The sequence below is a fragment of the Flagellimonas oceanensis genome (assembly GCF_003992595.1).
Taxonomy (GTDB): domain Bacteria; phylum Bacteroidota; class Bacteroidia; order Flavobacteriales; family Flavobacteriaceae; genus Flagellimonas; species Flagellimonas oceanensis.
This window is the reverse complement of record NZ_RZNA01000048.1, coordinates 181,225-205,421: the sequence shown is the minus strand read 5'-3', so window position 1 is coordinate 205,421 and position 24,197 is coordinate 181,225. Positions and strand designations below refer to the sequence as shown.

Annotated in this window: 17 protein-coding genes; 14 read left to right on the top strand and 3 right to left on the bottom strand. The window is 43.4% G+C overall.

Translation table 11 applies throughout. The features are described 5' to 3' along the window. Positions 1-215 precede the first annotated feature (215 nt). From EO132_RS15780 to EO132_RS15735, 10 genes are all read left to right on the top strand, one after another. Complete coding sequence (locus EO132_RS15780; RefSeq protein ID WP_127138779.1) at positions 216-653, top strand: BLUF domain-containing protein; 438 nt, start codon at positions 216-218, stop codon at positions 651-653. Between the two features lie 285 nt (positions 654-938). Continuing rightward, on the top strand, positions 939-2,423 hold the full coding sequence (locus tag EO132_RS15775) for a xylulokinase (protein ID WP_127138778.1): 1,485 nt from the start codon (positions 939-941) through the stop codon (positions 2,421-2,423). 10 nt (positions 2,424-2,433) lie between these two features. Beyond that, positions 2,434-3,759 carry a xylose isomerase gene (xylA, locus tag EO132_RS15770; protein ID WP_127138777.1) on the top strand — a complete coding sequence of 442 codons (1,326 nt, stop codon included), beginning with the start codon at positions 2,434-2,436 and terminating at the stop codon, positions 3,757-3,759. A gap of 25 nt (positions 3,760-3,784) precedes the next feature. After that, positions 3,785-5,437: a sodium:solute symporter gene (locus EO132_RS15765; protein WP_127138776.1), complete on the top strand. Its 1,653-nt coding sequence runs from the start codon at positions 3,785-3,787 to the stop codon at positions 5,435-5,437. A 252-nt stretch (positions 5,438-5,689) separates the two neighbouring features. Next, entirely contained in the window at positions 5,690-7,234 is a 1,545-nt protein-coding gene (locus EO132_RS15760; RefSeq protein ID WP_127138775.1) for a M28 family metallopeptidase, read from the top strand. 217 nt (positions 7,235-7,451) lie between these two features. Continuing rightward, a complete protein-coding gene (locus tag EO132_RS15755; protein WP_127138774.1) occupies positions 7,452-7,940 on the top strand; it encodes a MarR family winged helix-turn-helix transcriptional regulator in 489 nt (162 codons plus the stop codon). Positions 7,941-8,070: 130 nt separating this feature from the next. Then, on the top strand, positions 8,071-11,412 hold the full coding sequence (locus EO132_RS15750) for a SusC/RagA family TonB-linked outer membrane protein (protein ID WP_127138773.1): 3,342 nt from the start codon (positions 8,071-8,073) through the stop codon (positions 11,410-11,412). 30 nt (positions 11,413-11,442) lie between these two features. After that, positions 11,443-12,924 (top strand): SusD/RagB family nutrient-binding outer membrane lipoprotein, encoded by a 1,482-nt coding sequence (locus EO132_RS15745; protein ID WP_205780376.1) that lies wholly within the window; start codon positions 11,443-11,445, stop codon positions 12,922-12,924. Positions 12,925-13,009: 85 nt separating this feature from the next. After that, positions 13,010-14,599, top strand: a complete 1,590-nt coding sequence (locus EO132_RS15740; protein WP_127138771.1) for a BCCT family transporter — start codon at positions 13,010-13,012, stop codon at positions 14,597-14,599. Next, positions 14,589-15,470: a universal stress protein gene (locus tag EO132_RS15735; protein ID WP_127138770.1), complete on the top strand. Its 882-nt coding sequence runs from the start codon at positions 14,589-14,591 to the stop codon at positions 15,468-15,470. The genes EO132_RS15740 and EO132_RS15735 overlap by 11 nt, the downstream gene beginning before the upstream one ends. Here the strand turns inward: EO132_RS15735 and EO132_RS15730 are convergent, their stop codons facing one another. Continuing rightward, positions 15,471-16,235 carry a 3-keto-disaccharide hydrolase gene (locus EO132_RS15730; RefSeq protein ID WP_127138769.1) on the bottom strand — a complete coding sequence of 255 codons (765 nt, stop codon included), beginning with the start codon at positions 16,233-16,235 and terminating at the stop codon, positions 15,471-15,473. Between the two features lie 161 nt (positions 16,236-16,396). Between EO132_RS15730 and trxA the strand changes: the two genes are divergently transcribed. After that, positions 16,397-16,696 (top strand): thioredoxin, encoded by a 300-nt coding sequence (trxA, locus tag EO132_RS15725; protein WP_127138768.1) that lies wholly within the window; start codon positions 16,397-16,399, stop codon positions 16,694-16,696. 11 nt (positions 16,697-16,707) lie between these two features. On the opposite strand, the gene EO132_RS15720 is transcribed toward trxA, so the two are convergent. Further along, positions 16,708-17,568, bottom strand: a complete 861-nt coding sequence (locus tag EO132_RS15720; RefSeq protein ID WP_127138767.1) for a universal stress protein — start codon at positions 17,566-17,568, stop codon at positions 16,708-16,710. 4 nt (positions 17,569-17,572) lie between these two features. Beyond that, a complete protein-coding gene (locus EO132_RS15715; RefSeq protein WP_127138766.1) occupies positions 17,573-18,418 on the bottom strand; it encodes a universal stress protein in 846 nt (281 codons plus the stop codon). 270 nt (positions 18,419-18,688) lie between these two features. Between EO132_RS15715 and EO132_RS15710 the strand changes: the two genes are divergently transcribed. Genes EO132_RS15710 through EO132_RS15700 form a run of 3 tightly spaced genes read left to right on the top strand, consistent with a single transcriptional unit; the run spans position 18,689 to position 24,160 of the window. After that, the gene (locus EO132_RS15710) at positions 18,689-19,762 is read left to right on the top strand and encodes an efflux RND transporter periplasmic adaptor subunit (RefSeq protein WP_127138765.1); all 1,074 of its coding nucleotides are present in this window, start codon (positions 18,689-18,691) and stop codon (positions 19,760-19,762) included. Continuing rightward, positions 19,762-22,848, top strand: a complete 3,087-nt coding sequence (locus EO132_RS15705; RefSeq protein ID WP_127138764.1) for an efflux RND transporter permease subunit — start codon at positions 19,762-19,764, stop codon at positions 22,846-22,848. The genes EO132_RS15710 and EO132_RS15705 overlap by 1 nt, the downstream gene beginning before the upstream one ends. Before the next feature lies 1 nt (position 22,849). Then, the gene (locus EO132_RS15700; RefSeq protein ID WP_127138763.1) at positions 22,850-24,160 is read left to right on the top strand and encodes a TolC family protein; all 1,311 of its coding nucleotides are present in this window, start codon (positions 22,850-22,852) and stop codon (positions 24,158-24,160) included. Positions 24,161-24,197 lie beyond the last annotated feature (37 nt).

The following is a 24,197-nucleotide window of genomic DNA, read 5'->3' as shown; positions in this document are numbered from 1 at the left end:
AACTTAAAAAGTCGTTTTCAACTTTAATTTTTTCTAAAATCTATATTACAAAGATGTCAAGTCCTAGTTAAAATCCAGTTACATTATTTTATGATTCTGTTACACAATTATGAGGTCTCAAATTATTGGCGAAAATTCATTTTAAGATGATTTTAAAACATTACGACTTTGTCCATATAGCCCATTGAACTATCTTTATAAATTTTGCACTATCAATGGTATATACACTAACCTACGAATCGGTCGTTGCCGATAAAATGGACAACAATGACATGGCACTATTACTGGAACAATCGCGCAACAACAACAAGCGCGATGGTATTACAGGGTGCCTCATCTATTATCGTGGCGGTTTCATCCAAGTCTTGGAGGGAGAAAAATCCAAAGTATTGGCCACCTACGAAAAAATCAAAGTGGACCAAAGACACAAAGAGGTCCATATGTTTTCTGAGGACCACAACGTGGAAAGGAGCTTTCCCAATTGGGGCATGGCTTATTACCCCATAGATGCAAGTAACACCAGCCAAAGTGAGTTTGAACAATTCAAAAGAAACCTATTGCTATTGGCCGACTTTACGGAACCAAAACACCTCACGGCCAAATTATTTTGGGACAGAACCAAGTTTTTGATCTCAAATCCGCCGGACATGTAAATACCGGTAGCAGGTGCATCAAAGACCTCCAACTTCAATAAAGCACAAAAAAAGCCCGCAAATATTTAATTTGCGGGTTCTTTGTTTTTATATCCCAATCGTTCATTATGTCTTTTTTACACTTCTTAAAATTGGTGTTTCAACCAATGATCAAATGTTGATTAGTGTGTTAAATACATTTAAATACGTCCAAAGCGGAAAGAAAATCAAAAATACACGCCTACACAATCAATTCCTTGGCTATATTTGAATGTCTATATTCAAAAAATACAAAGTCACTAATCAATGTACTGGATAGGTTTCGATATTGGTAGTTCCTCGATTAAAGCGGCATTGGTCAATGCCGACAATGGCAAGGTCAAAGATATAATTCAAGAACCCAAAAAAGAAATGCCGATCGACTCCATCAACATAGGTTGGGGAGAACAGCATCCAGAACTGTGGTGGAAATATGCCTGCTTGGCCACCCAGCAACTCCTATCAGAAAACTCCATTGACAAAAATAGCATCAAGGGCATTGGTATTTCCTATCAAATGCACGGTTTGGTGGTCGTGGATAAGTCGCTCCAAGTGATACGGCCTTCCATTATCTGGTGCGATAGCCGCGCTGTGGACACCGGGGAAGAATTGTTTCAGGCTTCGGGGGAACAGAAATGTGTGGACCATTTATTGAATTCCCCGGGAAACTTCACGCTTTCCAAGCTGAAATGGGTCAAGGACAACGAACCCGAACTTTACAATAAAATATACAAATTCATGTTGCCCGGCGACTTTCTTGCCATGAAGCTCACGGGTGCTTGTGTGACCACACCATCCGGCCTATCTGAAGGGATCATGTGGGACTTTAAAGAAAATCAAGTTGCCAACTGGTTATTGGAAGATGCGGGAATCGACCCGTCATTGGTTCCTGAAATCCGGCCCTCCTTTTCAGATCAAGGTCGCGTGAGCAAACAGGGCGCTGAGGAATCCGGTCTGCCCGAGGGAATACCGGTAATGTACCGTGCCGGGGACCAGCCCAACAATGCATTGGCCTTAAATGTGATGGAACCAGGTCAAATTGCCGCCACAGGTGGTACCTCAGGTGTGGTCTATGCCATTTCAGGTCAAAAAAAGACGCGGGAACATACGAGGATCAACAGTTTTGCCCATATCAACCACACCGACCACCAGACCCGAATCGGCAAACTATTGTGCATCAACGGAACTGGGATCCAATATAATTGGGTTCGCTCAGAGATAAGCAATGGTCTCAGCTATGATACCATGAACCAACAGGCGGAATCCGTACCCGTAGGTTCCGATGGCCTTCATATCCTACCTTTTGGGAATGGTGCAGAACGCATGCTGAACAACATAAACAAAGGATCGCGCATGTTGAACATCAATTTCAATGTGCATAAGGCTCCTCATATATACAGAGCCGCATTGGAAGGTATTGCCTTTTCATTTGTATATGGCATGGAAATCCTAAAAAATGATGGCGTGGACATCGCATCGATAAAAGCTGGAAACGACAATTTGTTCAGGGCAGGAATATTTTCAAAGACCATCGCAACACTTTCCAATAGCCAAATCGATGTCGTGGAGACCACGGGGGCCGTAGGTGCGGCCAGGGCAGCAGCTTGTGCCTTTGGGGATTTCAAAAATATTGGGGAGGCAACAGCTTCCGATCAAATCGAACAAACCTACCGACCCGATGCCTCCGTAGAAGCATACCAAGAGGCGTACCGAGCATGGAAAAACAATCTAAACGAATATATAGACAACTGAATTTAAAATTATGATTACAACTGGAGACAAGGAGTATTTTAAGGGCATAGGCAAAATTTCCTTTGAAGGAAAGGAATCGGACAATCCGTTCGCCTTTAAATATTATGACGAGAATAAAGTAGTGGCCGGTAAAACCATGAAGGAACATTTTAAGTTTGCCATAGCCTATTGGCATACATTCAATGACACGGGCAGTGACCCTTTTGGAGCACCCACCAAGAATTTCCCTTGGTTTGCCAACACGGACCCTGTTCAACAGGCGAAGGACAAAATGGATGCCGCTTTTGAGTTTATCACAAAAATAGGGGCACCGTATTTCTGCTTCCACGATGTTGACCTGATAGATGAGGGCGGCACATTGGCCGAATCGGAAAAAAGATTGGATACCATTACGGATTACGCCAAGGAAAAAATGGCCGCATCCGGAGTAAAGCTGTTGTGGGGAACGGCCAATTGCTTTAGCAATCCCAGATATATGAACGGTGCTGCCACCAATCCCGATTTTGATGTCTTGGCCGCTGCAGGGGCCCAAGTGAAAAATGCCTTGGATGCCACCATCAAATTGAATGGCGAAAACTATGTTTTCTGGGGGGGACGTGAAGGATACATGTCCTTGCTGAACACCGATATGGGGCGCGAACTGGACCATATGGCGAGGTTCCTTCACATGGCAAAGGATTATGCAAGGGCACAAGGTTTCAAAGGAACGTTCTTTATTGAACCAAAGCCCATGGAGCCCACCAAGCACCAATATGACTTTGATTCGGCCACAGTACTTGGATTTTTGAACAAATACGGCCTGCAAGATGACTTTAAACTGAATATCGAGGTAAACCATGCGACCTTGGCCCAACACACTTTTGAGCACGAACTTCAGATTGCAGCGGACAACAATATGCTGGGCAGTATCGATGCCAACAGGGGGGATTACCAAAACGGTTGGGATACCGATCAGTTCCCAGTGGATGTGTATGAACTTACCCAGTCCATGTTGATTATTCTTGAAGCAGGTGGCTTCCAAGGCGGTGGCGTGAACTTTGATGCCAAGGTGCGTAGAAATTCAACTGACTTGGAAGATGTTTTCCATGCACACATTGGTGGAATGGATGCCTTTGCACGTGCTCTACTGGCAGCGAACGACATTCTTTCCAAATCCAAATACAAGGAAATGCGCAAAGAACGCTACGCATCTTTCGATGGTGGAACAGGAAAAGCATTTGAAGACGGCCAACTCAGCTTGGAAGACCTTTACAAACACGCGACTGACAACCAAGACATCAAACAGCGCAGTGGTCAGCAAGAACTGTTCGAGAACATCATCAACCAATACATATAAACCGATAACCAATCAAACTTGAATTATGGAATCAGTTTTGGAAAAACCGGATTGGATTGTCCTAGGCATCTACTTTTTGGCCTTGATAGGCGTGGCCGTTTGGGTAGTATCCCAGAAAAACAAAAACACCGAAGACTATTTTTTGGCCGGTAGAAATGTGGGATGGTTTGTAATTGGGGCCTCCATCTTTGCCTCGAATATCGGTTCTGAACACGTGGTGGGCCTTGCTGGTACCGGATTCGAATCCGGGACACCCATGGCCCATTACGAACTGCATGCCTGGATCGTATTGTTGCTTGGCTGGTTGTTCCTACCGTTCTACATCCGAAGTGGTGCCTTTACCATGCCAGAGTTTTTGGAAAAGCGGTTCGATGGCCGTTCAAGGTGGTTCTTGTCCATTTTCTCACTGGTCGCCTATGTGCTGACCAAAGTTTCGGTAACCATTTATGCCGGGGGTATCGTGGTTTCGGAGCTCTTGGGCATACCATTTTGGTACGGAGCCATCGGGGTGGTGATATTCACGGGAATCTATACCGTCATCGGAGGTATGAAAGCCGTGATCTATACCGAAACCCTACAGACAGTCATTCTGATTTTGGGCTCCTTGATCATTACCTATTTGGGATTGAACGAAGTAGGTGGTTGGGGACAGCTGCATGAAACGGTCACATCGGTAAGTCCCGACCATTTTAATATGTGGAGACCCATGAGCGACCCGGATTTCCCTTGGACCGGACTGTTGTTCGGGGGAACCATTGTGGGTATCTGGTATTGGTGTACGGACCAATATATTGTACAGCGTACCTTGGCGGCCAACAATATTAAAATCGGTAGGCGCGGGGCCATTTTCGGGGCCTATCTAAAATTGATGCCCATTCTTATTTTCTTGATACCTGGTATCATCGCATTCGCACTGACCATACAAAACCCTGAGGTTTTTAGTGTGGACAGAGCTGACAGGGCATTCCCGATGTTGGTAAAGACCCTTCTTCCCGTTGGATTAAAAGGTTTGGTCGCAGGTGGTCTTATGGCTGCACTGATGAGCTCATTGGCATCCGTGTTCAATTCATGTTCCACGATTTTTACCATTGACATCTACAAAAAACTACGCCCAGAGAAATCTGAACGGGAATTGTTGACCATAGGTAAGATTGCCACGGGGATTATTGTGGTGCTCGGCATTATCTGGATTCCCATTATGGACAAAATCGGCGGAGGTGTCATGTACCAATACCTACAGAACGTACAATCGTATATTGCCCCTCCAGTGACCACGGTATTCTTACTTGGGATAATATGGAAAAGGGTAAACTCAAAGGCGGCCATTACCACTTTGTTTGCCGGACTGCTACTTTTGATAGTACGACTGGGCTCTGAGATATATTATCAGCCACAAATCGCTGCTGGCACTGAGGCCTCCGGTTTTCTGTTCCAGTTTGCCTCCGTAAATTTTGCGCACATGGCCATTTTTATGTTCATATTTTCTGTAATACTGTGTATTGCGGTCACTTTGGCCACTTCCCCACCCGACTATGCGACCATCAAAGGCCTATCCTTTGGTACACTGTCTCCAGAAGACCGTGTGAACTCCAAGGGCAGTTACAGTACCATCGATGTTGTGCTTTCGGTGCTCCTAGTGGTATTGGTCATTGGTATTCTATCCTACTTTACGGGATAAAAACTCAAAAAATACAGCATGTAAAAAAGCCCCGAATTTCGGGGCTTTTCATTTTCATCATTTCTAAATCAATTATTGCATTTTCCCAAACTATTCGCACTTATAATTTGATTAATGACAAGAATTATCACTACACCCTATTTTTGAGGTGTTTACAGGCAAGTTTTTCATATCTTCAGAAGATTATTATTTCCAAGGAAATAAATGTAAGCTAATTCAATTTTAACCAATCCAACCTTAAATGACTTCAAAATGAAAATCAAACTTTTATTTGTCTCAATTTTATTGTCAACGGCCATGGGGATATCCCAGGAAAGTGTTGACTTAGACGCTATTGAAAAGATTAAAAACGAAGGATTCAACAACTCCCACATTGAAGCTATTGCTTTTAACCTGATTGATAAATCCGGGCCCCGTCTCAGTAACTCCGAGGGTTACAAAAGGGCCGCAAATTACGCCACAGAGCAACTAGCCGAATGGGGCTTGACCAATACAAATCTTGAGCCTTGGGGCGAATTTGGAAAAGGATGGGAAATACACAAAAGCTATGTGGCCATGACCAAACCCTATTACATGCCGTTTATTGCAGTACCCAAAGCTTGGACAACGAGCACCGATGGGGAAGTCAGCGGAAAAGTGGTCTTTGTGGATATCAGTTCCGAAGAAGATTTTGCAAAGTACAAAGGCACACTTAAAGGTGCCATTGTTGCCGTGAAACCTTCCGGAGATCAAGGCCCTACTTTTGAACCGGATGCCGTTCGTTTTACAGAAGAGCAGCTCAAAGAAATGGAGCAACCCGAAGAGCCTAGAGGAGAAAGAACCCCAGAGCAAGAGGAAAGACGAAAAAGATGGATGGCCATGAGGGAACTCAACCAAAAAATAGGGACCTTCCTTAAAGAAGAAGGAGTCGCTGTGATTTTAAAAGGTGCCAGAGGTATGGAAGGCACCCTGTTTACCAGTGGAGGAAGAGGCTACTTAAAAGACACTCCAGAAAGTGTGAGTGAAATAGAAGTTGCACCCGAACATTTGAACCTACTGGCCCGTTTGGATTCAAATGGTGTTCCTGTTGAAGTGGAAGCAGAAATCAAAACCTCTTTTGATGAATCGGACCTTCAAGGTTACAATGTCATCGGGGAGATCCCGGGTTCTGACAAAAAACTGAAGTCTGAAATTGTGATGATGGGTGGACACTTGGATTCATGGCATGGTGCTACCGGAGCAACGGATAATGCCGCCGGATGCATCGTAATGATGGAAGCTGCAAGAATTTTAAAGGCAACGGGGCTCAACCCAAAACGCACTGTTAGAATTGCGCTATGGGGCGGAGAGGAACAAGGACTTCATGGATCAAGAAACTACGTGAAAAACCACTTTGGGGATCGAGAGACCATGGAACTGACCAAGGAACAGGAAAAAGTTTCCGCTTATTACAATATTGACAATGGAACAGGTAGAATCAGAGGGATTTATTTGCAGGGCAACGACAAGGTAAAACCCATTTTTGAAGAATGGTTCAAACCGTTTGACAGCATTATTGACAATACCACATTGACTATCCGCAATACGGGCGGCACGGACCATTTAGGGTTTGATGCCATTGGCATACCTGGTTTTCAGTTCATACAAGACCCTATTGAATATAGAACCAGAACGCATCATACCAATATGGACACCTATGAGCGTCTTGTGATTGATGATCTAAAACAAATGGCGGTCATTGTGGCTTCCTTTGTTTACAATACCGCCCAACGGGAAGAGAAGCTACCAAGGGAGCCGTTAGAAACAGGCACAGATTAACTCAATGCACCTAAAATGAAGTGTTTTAAACCTGTAAATCCATGGATCTACAGGTTTTTTTTATTTACCCATCATATTTGCTACAACATTAAAAAGCACCCTGAATTTTCTATTATTCTGATTGAAAATCATCTACATCCCTCAAAGAAAATTTTGTAATTTTATTTGAGGTAAAATCGGTTTCTCGGTCATGGCCAGTACCCTCTTTAAATAGTAAATGAACCCCAATCAACCCAACATACTCACGCTGATTCGTAAAATAATCCGATCAGTTGATATTGACAGTAAGCGTATCGAAAAAGAATTCGGAGTTAGCATTCCACAATTGCTAACGCTTCAATTTTTGGACACCCAAGAAGATTTCAAGGCAACTTCCACCCAGGTCAAAAATCATTTGGAGTTGAACGCGAGCACGGTAACTGGCATCATCAATCGGTTACTATCCAAAGGGCTGATCGTAAAAACCCCCAACCCTAATGATGGCCGCGGCTATTTCATAGTTTTAACTGCAAAAGGAAGCCATCTTCTCAAAAAATCCCCCGTTACTTTACAAGAAACAGTCTCCAAAAAAATTGAATCCTTATCGCCAGAGGAAACAGATACCCTTTATAAAGGAGTTGGGCTGTTAATCCATCTGCTCGAAGCTGAAAACTTGGATGCAGCTCCCCTAATTACATTATGTGACGACCTTTCCAAAAATCAATAATACGATATTGATTGAATATCCTCAGTAGTATCGGATATCCTCATGGGTTTTTACTGATTTGACATCAAATTACTTTCTACTGAAACTATTTTCTATAAATTTGGACTTTCTTAACAAAAAATATTGTTAAATGAAGTTTATTGAAAAAATAGCCTTGTTGACATTCTTCTCTGCTGCCTTTGCAGTAAACGTGAATGCTCAAGAACGGAAAATCACAGGAAATGTAGTAGATAGTGACGGAATTCCATTAGCAGGGGCCAACGTTATCGAATACAACACCACAAACGGAACCATTACGGATTTTGATGGAAACTTTACCATAACGGTATCTTCAGAGAACCCAAAATTACAAGTAAGCTATGTAGGCTTTGAAACAAAAGTCATAGATCTTGGTCCTGAAAGTAATTATTCCATTCAATTGGATTTTGCAGCTCAATTGGATGAAGTGGTCGTAACGGCACTTGGTGTAAAACGTGAGGAAAAAGCCTTGGGATACTCCGTGCAAAAACTTGCTACGGACGAAGTGGCCAAAGTGAAGGCCACCAATTTTACCGACAACTTGGCCGGTAAGGTCTCCGGGGTATTCATTACTGGCTCCTCGGCCGGACCTTCCGCCTCCTCCAATATCAATATACGTGGCGCAGCATCCCTTTTGGGCAACAACCAACCCTTGTTCATTGTCAATGGTATGCCTATTACCAATGATTTGTACAGCTTTGATGACGGACTCAACGGCTCTTCCACAATCGATTTTGGTAACGCCGCCCAGAACATCAACCCTGATGACATAGAATCGGTAAACGTACTGAAAGGACCCGCAGCATCTGCCCTTTATGGTGCCAGAGCAGCAGATGGAGTTATTTTGGTCGAGACCAAAACAGGTCAAAATGCCAAAGGATGGGGTGTTGAAATCAATAATACAACAACCTTTTCCTCCATATTGAAAATGCCAGACTTCCAAGACGAATATGGATTTGGAGGTGGAGGTAAATACTCCTACTTCGACGGCACCAACTACATCGGTGAGAATGAATATTATGAAGCCTACGGTGAAAACTGGGGTCCTCGAATGAATGGACAGTTGATCAAACAGTTCAACTCGAACGGAGAGGCCGTGCCCTTTACCCCTGCCCCTGATAATGTGAGGGACTTTTACCGCATGGGGTCATCCGTCATCAACAATATCGCCATCAATAATTCCACGGAAGATTCTGATTTTCGATTTTCCTACACTCGATTGGACAAAGAAGGTATCATGCCCAACACCAACCTTAAAAGGAACACTTTTCAGGTAAGTTTGGGAAAATCCATGTTCGATGACAAATTGCAATTTAGGACCAACGCCATTTACGTAAACTCCTTTTCGGACAACATCCCCAATTCTGGTTACGATGAATCATCATCCGTGCAATATGGATGGTTATGGTACCCTAGACAAGTAGAAATCGGAGATTTGAGACAATATTGGGAACCCGGACAAGAAGGAGTTCAACAACGTTACGTAGAAAAAAGTTGGGTAAACAACCCTTGGTTCATCATTAATGAAAACACCAATGCCTTCCGAAACAACCGTATTATCGGGAACATAGAGTTGAACTATGAGTTTACCGACCAGTTCTCCATGCGCTTTAAGTATGGTGGGGATGTATTGAGTGAAAGACGTCAATACAGAAGAGCTCCTTCAACCAAAGCAGTATTGCAGGGTAGTTATCGTGAAGATGAAATTACCTTTTCCGAATCCAACGCCGAATTATTGCTCTCGTACAGTAGTGATCGTCAAAACGGTTCCGATTTCCAATACGACATTAAATTGGGAGGAAACATCATGAGGCAACGTGCCAACTTTTTGGTGGCCAACAACCCTCAGTTAAAATTGTTCGGAACGGACGATAGCATCTATACCTTGGCCAATAACCGCTCAGGTGTATTGACCGAATCACAAAAAACCAGAGTGGGCATCAACAGTGTATTTGGTGTAGCTACTTTTTCCTATAAAAACTACTTGTATTTAGATGCAACCGCGAGAAACGACTGGTCCAGCACTTTGGTAGACCCGGAGGCTGGCAACGATGAGTCCAGCTTCTCATTCTTTTACCCATCAGTATCTTTCAGTGCCATTATTTCAGAAATGGCCGACCTTTCAAGCACGCCGATTTCTTTCTTGAAATTCAAGGCCAACTATGCTGAGGTAGGTAATGGTGCTCCGCCTTATGCATTTGGTACCACATTTACGCCACAAGCGGCATTTGGTGGAAATTCAGTGTTCACGGCAAACCGTACAGTCACTGACCCCAACCTTACCAACGAGCGCACACGGGCCTTTGAAGTTGGTGCAGACCTTCGTTTTTGGAACAACAGACTGCGATTGGATGCCACATATTACAACATGTTGAGTTTTGATCAGGTAATCCGCCTGCCCGTTGCCAGTACCAGTGGTTACGACTTTAGTTTGACGAATGGCGGTTCCATCAGAAACAAAGGTATTGAGGTGCTGCTGAGCGGAATCCCCGTAAAAAATGAAGACTTTACTTGGGAAGCCACCTTGAACCTTGGTCATAACAGAGCCGTTGTGGAAAGCCTACCGGATATTGTTACCAGCGGAAGGTATTCCGTGGTAGCGGATTTATACCCAGGTGATGAAGGAGGTTCCGATTTGGAATTTGTTGCCGAAGAAGGAAAACCTTTTGGTCAACTATATGGATTAGGCTTTGTAAGACACCCTGAAACAGGCGAGATCGTTCACCAGAACGGACTACCGATGATGACCCAGGAAAAGGTTTCTGCCGGTACGTATCAACCTGATTTACGAGTAGGTCTTCAAAACACCTTTAGTTACAAGAACTTTGATTTTGGATTTTTGTTCGATGGACAATTCGGAGGTAAAATCTACTCTAGATCTCACGCTTTGTACAACACAGGAGGTACCATTACCAATAATGATGACCCCAATCTACCTCTATCAACATTGGATGGAAGACAATCCTATTCTGTTTCCTATGACGGAGCCGGAGAACCCGTTTATACATTAGAAGATGCAGGAGGTGGCGTTGTTGGCCCTGGTTTGAACTGGGAAGATACCAATAACGATGGTCAAATAGATTTTGATACCGAAGTATCCGAAAACGATGTGGCCATACAGCCAGGGGGAATAGGCTACGCCGGTTATTTTTACAATTACTATGGAAACGGGTTCAACCGAGATAATATCGAGGCCGCAACCTACGATGCCACCTATGTAAAATTGAGAGAAGTCAGCTTGGGCTATAGCATACCGAAATCTTTCTTGGATAAACTGGGAATTGTAAGCGCAAGAATCGCTTTGGTCGGAAGAAACCTTCTTTTATTTTCCGATGTACCCACTATTGATCCAGAAACATTCTCCATTAGAAATGGAGTGTTCGTCCCAGGTTACGAAAGTCAGCAGATTTTCTCTACGAGAAATTATGGGTTTACCGTAAATCTATCCTTCTAAAAAATTGCTAAAATCACAAATGAAAAAATGATGATTAAAAAACTTAGTTTAACCACAATACTTTCAATGCTGTTGCTTACGGCATGTGAAGATTTTGAAGACTTTAACAATAATCCCAACGAACCCACAAGTGTTACTTCGGATGTATTGTTGCCAGGAGTTATACGATCTAGTGTGAACACGACCCAAGATGCTTCCTTTCTAGTTGGAAACAATGCCGCCCAATTGACGGCAAAGACCCTTCGTTTGGAGGTGGATGACTACACATGGAATGCATTCCCAACATACTGGGAGGGTTGGTACAATAGTTTGACGGATTTGGAAATCATTGAAAACCAAGCCATCGAAAACGGCAATCAAGCCTTGGAAGGCGCCAGTATTGTGCTGCGCTCTTGGATTTTTGAGAATATAACAGACGCCTACGGCAACGTACCATATTTTGAAGCCACCAAAGGTGCAGAATTGAATTTCACACCCAGTTACGATGACCAAGAAGCCATTTATATGGATTTGCTCTCTGAACTGGAAAGGGCAGACCAGCTTTTGGCCAGCAATTCAGGTAGTATAGAAGGAGATATTTTATTGAACGGGGACATTTCCAAATGGCGAAAATTTGGAAACTCCTTACGGCTTCGACTGCTCATGCATGCCAGCAATCAATTAGCCGACGTAGGTTCCAGATTCCAATCCATTGTAAACGAAGGAAACATTATTTCCAGTAATGATGACAATGTGACTTTGACCTATACAGGATCTTTCCCTAATGAATACCCTTTGGTTCCTCTTAAAACAGGGGATTTTGATGCTGTTGCCATTGCAGATGCATCGGTCAATGTAATGCAAGGGTACGACGACCCGCGCCTTTTGCGATACGCCAGACCCAATAACGAAGATTTCGAAACCGACCCGACTATTATTGGAGCTTTTAACGGTCTTGGGGAAGACTGCCCTAAAAGTGGGGCCTCACGTCTGGGAGTCCAATACTTTAACTATCCAGATTTGACCCAAGCAGCCGATTTGGACTTGCAAATTGCCGAAGGAATCGTGATGACCTATTCCGAAGTGGAATTTTTACTTGCCGAAGCCGCAGCAAAAGGATGGATTGCCGACGATGTCGAGACACATTACCGAAATGGCATTCAATCATCCATGGCATACCATAATGTGGATCTAGACCCATTCGGATGGGCCAGTTTTGATGATTTTTATACCAATTCAGGTGTAGCTTATTCCACAACCGCCGATATCTGGGAGCAAAAGTGGTTGGCCCTGTTCTTCCATGGCATAGAGCCTTATATAGAGGTAAGGCGTTGGTATTTTGAATCGGGCAACTCATTTGATGGCATACCCTTTTTGGAGGCAAGTTGCGGCAATTCCAACAATGACCAGCTACCATTGAGGTTTCTATATCCTGGTGAAGAGCAATCATTGAACATAGACAATTATCAAGAGGCCGTTGAAGCCCTCGGGGGCTCCGACAGTCAAAATGCGACCACCTGGTTGGTTGAATAAATCATTAAAAAATGCTGTTTTTTAAAGCAGCATTTTTTTTATTCAGGCAATTTCACTATCCTCTGACGCTAAAACACCAATATCAATGGCCAAAAAAGGAGAAAAAAAGTATTTTGACATTCACGCCCCAGTATTTTATCCAGCTGCCATCATTGTTCTGGCCACTATACTGGTTTCCTTTTTTTACAGTGAATCATTGGTGGAGTCCTTTGCATTTTTCCAGGAAAAAACCTCGGAATATGCAGGTTGGTTCTTTATCCTCTCCATGAACATTTTTGTGGTGGCCGCATTGTGGTTCGCTTTCAGCAAATTTGGAAAAATCAGATTGGGAGGACCCAAGGCACGGCCCCAATTTTCCACTTTTTCGTGGTTTTCCATGCTATTCTCTGCTGGTCTGGGCATAGGTTTGATGTTCTACGGCGTAGCGGAACCCATGTTTCATTATGGCAACCCTCCCCTACCCGTTGATTCTGTAGCGGAAAGAGCGGAAAATGCGATGCTCTTTACCTTCCTACATTACGGATTCCATGGCTGGGCTCCCTATGTGATCATTGGATTGGCTTTGGCATTTTTTACCTTCAACAAAGGGTATCCACTTACAATCAGTTCCTTGTTCCGCCCACTGATTGGAAACAAAGTCAATGGTTTTTGGGGACACCTTATTGATGTGCTTGCGGTAATCGCCACGCTTTTTGGCCTCGCCACCACTTTGGGAATCGGGGTGCAACAAATCGGTTCGGGTTTGGAATATCTATTTGGTATTGAAAACACTACAAAAACACATATTACACTCATCATTTGCATCACGTTGGCAGCCACGACCTCGGTAGTATTTGGATTGGACAAAGGGGTACGTTTTTTAAGTGTGGTCAACATGCGCTTGGCACTGCTCTTCCTGATTTTCATCTTGTTCATTGGCCCTACTTCCTTCATCATGGATGGCCTCATACAAAATGTCGGTAATTATTTGAACTCCTTGATCAAGGTTGGCACCTGGGCAGAAACATATCAGGATAATAATTGGCAGCATAGCTGGACTGTGTTCTATTGGGCCTGGTGGATCAGTTGGTCTCCGTTTGTGGGCATGTTCATAGCACGCGTATCAAAAGGCAGAACCGTAAAAGAATTTATATTGGGTGTTCTATTGGTACCGTCCCTGTTGGTCTTTGTTTGGATGTCGGTTTTTGGTGGAGCCGCCATTTTTGTGGAATCGCAAGGTTTGGCCCCCATAGCACAAAGCGTATCAGATGACCTTTCCACAGCATTGTTCGTGCTTCTGGAAGAATTCCCTTTATCGTCCATTACCTCTTTCATTGGGATTATCCTGGTTACCATTTTCTTTGTAACTTCATCAGATTCAGGTTCTTTGGTCATCGACAGCATTACATCTGGCGGAAAACTGGATGCCCCTGTGGGACAACGTATATTCTGGGCATTGCTGGAAGGTGGTGTTGCTGCGTCGCTTTTGTTTGCAGGAGGATTAAAGGCATTACAATCTGCTGTGATTTCCGCGGGACTTCCATTTGCCATTATTATCTTGCTTATAATTTACTCTCTGGCCCGCGAGTTTACCAAGACCACCCATAAAATATGGTTGAAGGCCAAGGAAAAGGAACAGCAGGCTTATTTGGAGCAACTGAAAAACATTATCAATTCTGAAGACGATGAAGATTGACAAACTATTTATAGGCCTGGATTTGTCCAAATATGACAACGCCTGCATAGAGAACGCCTATTATCTGCTTACACACATTGCAACCATTGAAACCGTGGTGCTCTACCACAACATAAAGTTTGATTTCATAGGCGAGCTTGATGAATTCACAGCATTGAGCAGTGGTCAATTGAGGGAGAAAATCCTAAAGCACATCAAAAAAAACTATGTCCCGATGTTCCAAGAACATGCGGACAAAGTGATACCCACCGTAACGGACGATAACAGCACCATAAACGCCATCAAAAACCAATTGCCCTACAATACGAGTTCCACCCTCTTTCTTTTTGGCAGCAAATCACAGGAAGATGGCACAGGGGATGTGCCCATGAAAACGGTATCCCTGAAAATGTTCAATTCCCCAGCATTGTTTTGTCCCATACCTGCCAAAACACCTTACAGGACATTATTCGCGGCCATCGACCTGAAAACAAAGGGTAGTGACAAAAATGTAATTGCCTGGGCAAACAATTTCAGGGAATATTTTCCCAAATTGGAAGTTACGGGCGTTTATGTGAATGAGACACCCATTGCCTATTTCCCGTATATTGAAAAAGAGGACGATGAAATCGCGGATGAATTATGGCATAACTGTGAAGCCAAGTTCAAAAAATTGACGGAAAACCATAAAAAATACGTAAAAGAATGGGAGTTTAAGCTTTTGAAAGGCAAAGGAGTGGTTCAAAACTTGAAAAAAGCCATCAAAAAAGAAAAACCCAATTTATTGATAGTGGGTAGGAATTCCACCTTTTTACGAAACACCAATATCTACGGAAGTACAACCAGAAAGCTATTGATGAGCGCCCCAAAAGTGCCTGTTTTGGTAATCTGATCAGAGTTCCCGGATTTTTATATCTCGGAACCAGCTCTCAAAGTACCAATATTGCAATGCTATTTTGCCTTCGGTAGTTTTACCAAACTCTGGATATTTGGAAAAATGAGTTCCAGCGATTTCTTCTTTCCATTCGGGTAAGCTCAAATCTTTCTCCGCGGTCAGGACACCATTGAGGTAGAACTCAATTTTGCCATCCACCTGCTTTATCCTGGTCTTGTTCCACTCGCCCTGTTTCATCTCAACATTGTTCTGTTGGGGCAAGAATACGTAAAGACAGCCTGGTCGCTTCTCGGGCACATCGTAATCCATGTGGTCCGCACCCAATATTTGGTACTCCGGTCCACTTTGCCATGCAGTGGGCACTTGTGGCAATTCCTGCACATTGATGAAGATTCCACTATTACCATTTCCAGAAATCTTCCACTCCAAGGTCAATTCGTAATTTTCGTAAGCATTATCAGTTACCAAATCACCTGCTGTCAAGGATTCATCATTGGCGTTGCTGTGCAAACTACCATCCACCACTTCCCAAACCGATTCAGCATCTGGTTCATTGTAAAGGTGCCATCCGTTCATGGTTTCCCCATCAAAAAGTAGCTTCCAACCTTCTTCCTTTTCCACATCCAACAATTGGTTGTGGGTAGCGTTTGCAACAGCTTCTTTTTTAGTTCTCCAAGTAGTTGTATCGTCTTTCTTCTTCTCGGTTTTACAGGATGCCAATATGATCAGGGCAAGTATGCATCCAGTGATTTTTTTATACATGTGAAGTATCGTTTGTTTTGTAGTGCAGTGGTTAAAGATAGAAAAAGTATCCGACCTTCACTATTGGGAGATTCATTCAAGTCGTTTTCAATCAAGGTGACCTAAGTCACTTTGGAAAAGAACGGGTTTTTATAAATTGCAGATATTAATTTTTGAGAAGGATGAAAGGAAGTTTTGCAAATTTGATCAACAGCGAGCAACTGACACTTATCGATTTTTCCGCGGAATGGTGCGGGCCCTGTAAGATGCTGGCTCCTATTTTAAAACAGGTCAAGGATGAAATGGGCGATTCTTTAAAAATCGTAAAAATCGATGTCGACAAAAACCAAAATCTGGCCAACACATACCAAGTTAGAGGTGTTCCTACCATGATTTTCTTTAAAAACGGCGAACAGCTTTGGAGAAAATCGGGTGTGCTTCAGAAAGGGGAACTAGTGCAATTGGCAAAATCGTTTTTGTAGGGCTCTCCATTTTATTCGAACAAGTGAACCACCAAGAACGGCACCTTGGTATTGAAACTCACTTTTTTGATTACGGGCTCACGGGTCAATCTTTCAAAGAACGAATGATCTTGATTGATCATGATTATCATATCAATCCCCCTATCCTCATCAACCAATTTCTGAATGGAGTTGTTAACCGAGATATCTTTTTCCACTTCCACAAATTCGTAATTGATGGATTTCAGTCGTCTTTCCAATGTTTCCCTGGAGGCTTTTTGTTCAGCTGTCAGTTCATCCAAACCACCCACATGGGCAATCCACAATTTGGCATTGAAATTTTCGGCCAGGTTCAATAGTGGCCTGAGTTCATAGTTCTCAAAAAGATGCTCATACCCTGTTGCCAACAGCATGGAATCCAATTTTCCATCGGCTTTATAATCATCTGGAACGGCTATGATAGGGCAAAAATCAATTTCATTGATGACTTTGTAGGTGTTACTTCCCATAAAAACCTCTTTGAGGCCAGATGCTCCCTTGGTTCCCATCACAATAAAATCTATTTCCTCCTTGTAGACGGTTTTACCGATGGCACTCACCAAAGTATCCATAATAGACCTGGTCTTAAATGTATGTTCTGGGTTCTTGTCAAAACCCTTGATTTTTTCAAGCTCTCTTTGTAAGTCTCGTTCAGATTGCTCCTTGATCAAATTGTACAATCGGGTGTCATTGGCTCCCGCCATTTTGGTTGATAGACCGAAGGCACCAACCTGATAGGCATTGAGTATAAAAAAATCGCAGGGAATATTTTTAAAGAGCGTCAAAGCATAAGCTATGGCATTCCAAGAGTTATTGGAAAAATCCGTAGGCAATACGATTCGTTTCTTTTTCATCGTCTTAACGCTTTAAGTTCTGCATTACCATAAAAGGTATTTTTATCTTAAGACCCAATAAATCCACAGTGGACCTGTACAACATATCCTCAAAAAACGAATGCCTAGAATTCATCATGACCAACATACCCGCTTCCTTTTTATCAATATGTTCCAAAATTATCTCTGCTTTGTTCTTGACCGGGGCGGTTTCAAAATACAAATAAGGCTTGGTCAAGGTTCCTTCCAAAAACAGTTTATTGTCCTCTTGTCGAGGACTGAGTTCCTCAAAATCAGTAATGTACAGGCAATGTATCTTGGACTTGAATTTACCGGCTAAATCGCCCAAAAGTTTTAGCTCCCTGCGTTTGTAGGGCAGCATGTAGTCCGTTGGGAACAGAATGGCCTTGGGTTGCCTGTACTCAAAACCTTCGGGAATGGCCAGCACGGGGCATTTAACATATTTGAAGATTTCAATGGTAAAGCTGCCGAATGTGGTTTTGTGATCACTGGTCTCCCCTTTGGTGCCCATAATCACAAGATCGATGTTCATTTGATCCACAAAGTCATTAACCCCGTCAACAAGGGTGTCAAAACTCGCCACGGTCTCAAAATTATGCAGTGGATTTGGTGGCTCTCCCATTACGGAATTGACCAATTCATCCAATTTCTTCTCAGATAGTTCCCTTTTCTCCTCTTTTAGCCGCTCAATGTCTTCCTTGGATGCGGTTTTATATGTTCCATACACTTCCTCCCCATAGGTATGCATCACAAAAAAACAAGCTCGTTCACACTTGAAGAGCTCTTGGGCATACTGCAGGGCATGTAGGGCATTCTTTGAAAAATCGGTAGGAATCAATACGGTCTTCATGATTTTAACACTTTCATCAAAGATAAATGGTATAAACCATGCAAAAAATGACTTAGGTCAATCGGAGATCAGCATCAAAATTTTAACATACATGGAGACACATGAAGCCTTTTGCACTCATTTATCTGTCGTTAACCCCGTCCATCTGGACGTTTAGGGGATTCCTATGTTAAAATCAACCTTGACACTTTCATTGAATATTGGTCTAGCGCTATCTTTATTATCTCCTTTTTCTTATATAAGAACAGTGCCACCAACCATCAAACCAAAATGAAAATAAAACACATTGTCTACGGCTTATTAGTTGTTGGAGTAGTTGCGCTTATTGTCTACAGAATCAAGTCCAACGCGGAAATCGGCAAGTCCAGTGGTTCAGGCCCCAGCATTGCCACGGTTACCGGTATGGTCCTACAGCCTCAAATTTTCAAGGATAACATCTCGATTTCGGGAACTTTGGAACCCGATGAGCAAATAGAGATCAGAAGTGAGGTTTCTGGGATAGTGGAAAGTATTAATTTCAAAGAAGGCAGCAAAGTTTCCCAGGGCCAAGTTTTGATAAAAGTAAACGATATTGAGCTCCAGGCCCAGCTGTCAAAAGCACTTACCGCTAAAAAGCTGGCTGCTGAAAACGAAAGAAGGGCTAAACTGCTTCTTGAGAAGCAAGCCATCAGTCAAGAGGAATATGATATTGCCAATGCCGACTATGCCTCGGCCAATGCAGAAGCTGAACTGATCGCCGCTCAATTGTCCAAAACCAATTTAAAAGCTCCGTTTTCGGGTACCATTGGCCTACGTTCCATTTCCAAAGGAACTTATGTTACCCCTGCAACCGTTATTGCAAAACTTGTGAATACAGATGATTTAAAAATCACATTTTCAGTTCCTGAAAAATATGCTTCCCAAGTACATGTAGGAACCCGTTTGAATTTTACCACTTCTGATTCCAAAGAGGAATACGAAGCCACAATTTATGCCATCGATCCTGAAATCGAGGTGACCACAAGAACCTTGAGAGTACGCGCTATAATGGACAATCGTGATAAAAAGTTATACCCAGGAGGGTTTGCCAATGTCATTCTCCCTTTGGAAACCGTAAATGATGCGTTGTTGGTTCCGACCGAGTCGTTGATACCTGTTCAAAATGGAAAAAGAGTTTTCATTACCAACAATGGGGTGGCAAAGGAAATCGATGTTCAAACGGGTTCCAGAACAGGAAGTTCCGTTAGGGTCATCTCTGGTTTAAAAGCGGGTGACACCATCATTACCTACGGGGTAATGGCCGTGCAAAACGGCAACCCTGTTCAAGTTAAACTACAAGATACCAGAACCCAGAACGCGGAATAATGAATCTTTCCACCTTAAGTATAAAAAGACCCGTACTTGCGATTGTAATGAACATAACCATCGTACTTTTTGGTGCGATCGGGTTTACTTTTTTAGGCATACGGGAATACCCTTCCATCGATCCTGCTCAAGTTTCGGTACGCACCAATTATTCAGGCGCCAACGCGGATATTATCGAATCCCAGATTACCGAGCCTCTGGAAAAAGCGATCAATTCGATTGATGGAATTAGAAACATCAGTTCTTCAAGTGTCCAAGGTTCCAGTTCCATCAGTATTGAATTTAACCTGGACAAGGACCTGGAGGAAGCAGCTAACGACGTTAGGGACAAGGTATCCCAGGCAGTCAGAAGCCTGCCCGATGACCTGGATGCCCCCCCAGTGGTCTCCAAATCGGATTCCAATGCCGAACGGATTTTATCTATGACCATTGAAAGTGACAATGAAAATATTTTAGAGCTGTCCGACTATGCCGAAAATGTGATTGCCCAACGATTGGAGACCATCCCTGGCGTGAGCAGCATTCAAATTTGGGGACAGCGAAGGTATGCCATGCGGTTATGGATAGACCCTGTACGTTTGGCCTCCTACGGATTGACCGTGGCCGATGTCAGAAATGCCCTTTTGGCGCAAAATATTGAATTGCCTTCCGGCAAATTAACGGGAAACAATACCGAACTCACGGTAAAAACCATTGGCAACCTCAATACGGAAGAGGAATTCAACGACATTGTCATCATGGCCGATGGCGAAAAATTGGTGCATTTGAGCGATATTGGGAATGCTTCTTTGGAAGCCGAAAACATGGAGACCAAGATGACCAATCTTGGCCAACCCATGGTAGCCACGGCTATAATACCGCAACCTGGCACTAATTATTTGGAGATAGCCGATGCGTTTTACGAAGAATACGAGCAGCTCAAAAAGGATTTGCCAGAAGGTTATAAACTCAATATTGTTGTGGACGACACCGTATTTGTGCGCAAGGCAGTCACGGAGGTAGCAGAAACCTTGCTTATTTCCATAGTACTTGTGATTTTGGTCATCTACCTGTTTTTCAGGAACTGGTCAATGGCGCTGCGACCATTGATCGATATACCTGTTTCCCTTATCGCAACGTTCTTCATCATGTGGCTCTTCGGTTTTTCCATAAATGTGCTTACCCTTTTGGCCATTGTATTGGCGACGGGATTAGTTGTGGATGACGGCATTGTGGTCACGGAAAACATCTATAAAAAAGTGGAAGAAGGCATGAGCCCCATCGAGGCGGCCATAAAAGGCTCCAAAGAGATATTTTTTGCCGTGATCTCCATATCGGTCACTTTGGCGGCCGTTTTCCTTCCCATCATTTTTTTGGAAGGATTCGTAGGACGGCTCTTTAGGGAATTTGGAGTGGTTTTGAGTTCGGCCGTATTGGTTTCCGCCTTTGTATCACTCTCATTGACCCCGATGTTGAACGCATATTTGATCAAACCCGGAAAACAAAAACAATCCAAGTTCTATCGTGTAACGGAAAGGTTCTTCCAAAAGATGAACGAGTCCTACAAAAAATCTTTGGAAGGCTTTATCGCCAAAAAGTGGTTGAGCATTCCCATTTTGTTTGGTTGTATCGGCGTGATCGCGCTATTCTATACATTGTTGCAAAAAGAAACAGCACCTTACGATGATAGAAGCTATGTGAGACTCGTGGTAAATGCCCCTGAAGGTTCTTCGTACGAGTACATGGAACGATACATGGAAGAAATCACGGATTTGGTACTTGACTCCATTCCCGAAAGAAAAGTGGGACTGATCATTACCTCACCGGGTTTTGGGGTTTCATCCGTCAACAGTGGTCGAGCAAGTATCCTGTTATCCGACCCAAGTGAGCGGGAGCGGTCACAAGCGGAAATAGCCCGGGACTTTGGGCAATGGGCCAAAAGCTATGTGGGAGGCAGGGCCAGTGTATTCCAACGCCCTACAATTTCGGTAAACAAACGTGGTGGCGCCCCTTTGCAATTCATAATACAAGCAAAGAATTTTGAAAAACTCGAAGAACGGATACCTGCATTTATGGCAGAGGCCGAAAAAGACCCCACTTTTTCTTTCGTCGATGTCAATTTAAAGTTCAATAAGCCTGAAATCTATGTTTCCATAGATCGTGAAAAGGCGGAAAGTCTTGGTGTTTCGGTCAGGGATGTGGCCCAAACACTTCAACTATCACTTAGCGGACAACGTTTTGGCTATTTTTTAATGAACGGGAAGCAATATCAGGTCATTGGCCAGTTCGATAAACAAGATCGTGACGAACCCATGGACCTTACCTCGATTTTTGTGAAAAACAATGAAGGGCAGCTCATTCAATTGGATAATTTGGTCACTACGGAAGAACACAGTAGCCCGCCACAATTGTTCCACAACAACAGATATATGTCCGCCACCGTATCGGCCAGTTTGGCCCCAGGAAAAAGTATGGGCGATGGAATCGATGCCATGAACGCTATCAAAGAAAGGGTACTGGATGATACCTTTACCACCGATCTTGGGGGCGAATCCCGGGATTTTGTTGAGAGTAGTTCCAACACCGCTTTTGCATTCGGTCTTGCCTTTGTGCTGATATTCTTGATTTTGGCGGCACAGTTCGAGAGTTTCATTGATCCATTCATCATTATTTTAACTGTTCCCTTGGCGGTTGCGGGAGCCATGTTCTCACTATGGCTATTTGGGGAGACCTGGAACATTTTCAGTCAAATCGGAACCATTATGTTGATAGGCCTTGTGACCAAGAACGGGATTTTGATTGTCGAGTTCGCCAATCAACTACAGGAAGAGGACGAGAACATGACCAAAATGCAGGCAATAATGATAGCCTCTGTATCCAGATTACGCCCTATTCTAATGACCAGTCTAACAGTGGCTTTGGGCGCCCTGCCCATTGCTCTGTCATTGGGTGCCGCTTCCACCAGTAGAACAGGCATGGGAGTTGTGATCATAGGGGGAACAATGTTCTCATTGGTATTGACCCTATACGTAATCCCAGCTCTTTATCTCATGTGGTCCCGAAAAAAAGTCCAAAGACCCGAATTCAAAACCCTTGAGCTATCCTAGTATGAACATTAAAAAAACCATCGGCTTACTAATATTTATTATAGGTTGTTTAACGGCATGTAGTGCCCAAGAGGTGTTGACTGTTGAAGAAGCTGTGAAAATCGCTTTGGAAAACAACTATCAAATCAAAACCGCAAAGAATGAACTCCGAATTGACCAGATGGGTGTTAGTCCGGGGCAAGCAGGTATGTTGCCCCAGGTAAACGCAAGTATCGTGGACAACAATAGTGTCCAAAACCTATCACAGACCAGAGTGGATGGCTCGGAGGTTGAGCGCGACAACGCCAAGAACAGTAGCCTCAATTACGGCGTAGCTTTGGAATGGACCATTTTTGACGGATTGCGCATGTTTACCAATCATGAACAACTCAAGGAAACCCAAAAATTGGGCGAAGCGGAACTAAGGCAAGCTATATTGGGAAAAGTAGGCGAAGTAATGACCACTTACTATGATTTGGTGCAGCAACAACAACAACTCTCCGCCTTGGACAGTACATTGCTCATTTCCGAACAAAGGGTAGAACTTGCCCAAAACCGTTTTACCATTGGCAAGGCCTCTAAACTGGAAGTGCTGAACGCCCAAGTTGACCTCAACACCGATATAACGGAAATACAGCGACAGCAAGAGCTGCACAAGAATACAAAAATACTGCTCAACGAACAGCTAGCACGTGACCTAAAAATTGACTTTAAGGTTATTCCTGAAATATTTGTGGACAAAGACTTGAACCTAGAGGAATTGGAGAGCAAAGTGGTCGCAGAGAACCCGCAATTGCAAGCCGAAAAAATAAACAGACGTATCAGCGAACTGGAACTTAAACAGATAAAGGCATCACGATATCCTTCAGTTTATGTGACCACCGGATACAATGTTGGTCGTTCCACTTCTGAACTGGGGTTCAGTACCCGTTCACAATCAAACGGTTTCAACTATGGTTTTGGGGCATCCCTTAGCCTTTTCGATGGTTTCAACCAGAACCGCAACGAAAAAATAGGCAGGATCGCCCTGGAAAACGCAACACTGGCCATTGCCGAACAGGAACAAACCTTGACCTCACTGGTCAATACCACATATCAAACCTATTTGACCAACATCAGCCTAATGGAGCTCGAAGAGAAAAACGAGCTGATAGCAAAGGAAAACCTGGACATTACAGTTGAAAAATATAGAATCGGAATAATCCCTACAATTGAATTCCGTACCGCACAGTTGAACTATATTAATGCCAAGGTCCGAAATAGCAATGCAAAATATCAAGCCAAGGTTTCCGAAATCATTCTAAAACAATTGGCGGGAAGCCTTCAGATATAAAAAAGGACACTTTTAAAAAAATGTCCTTTTCAATACA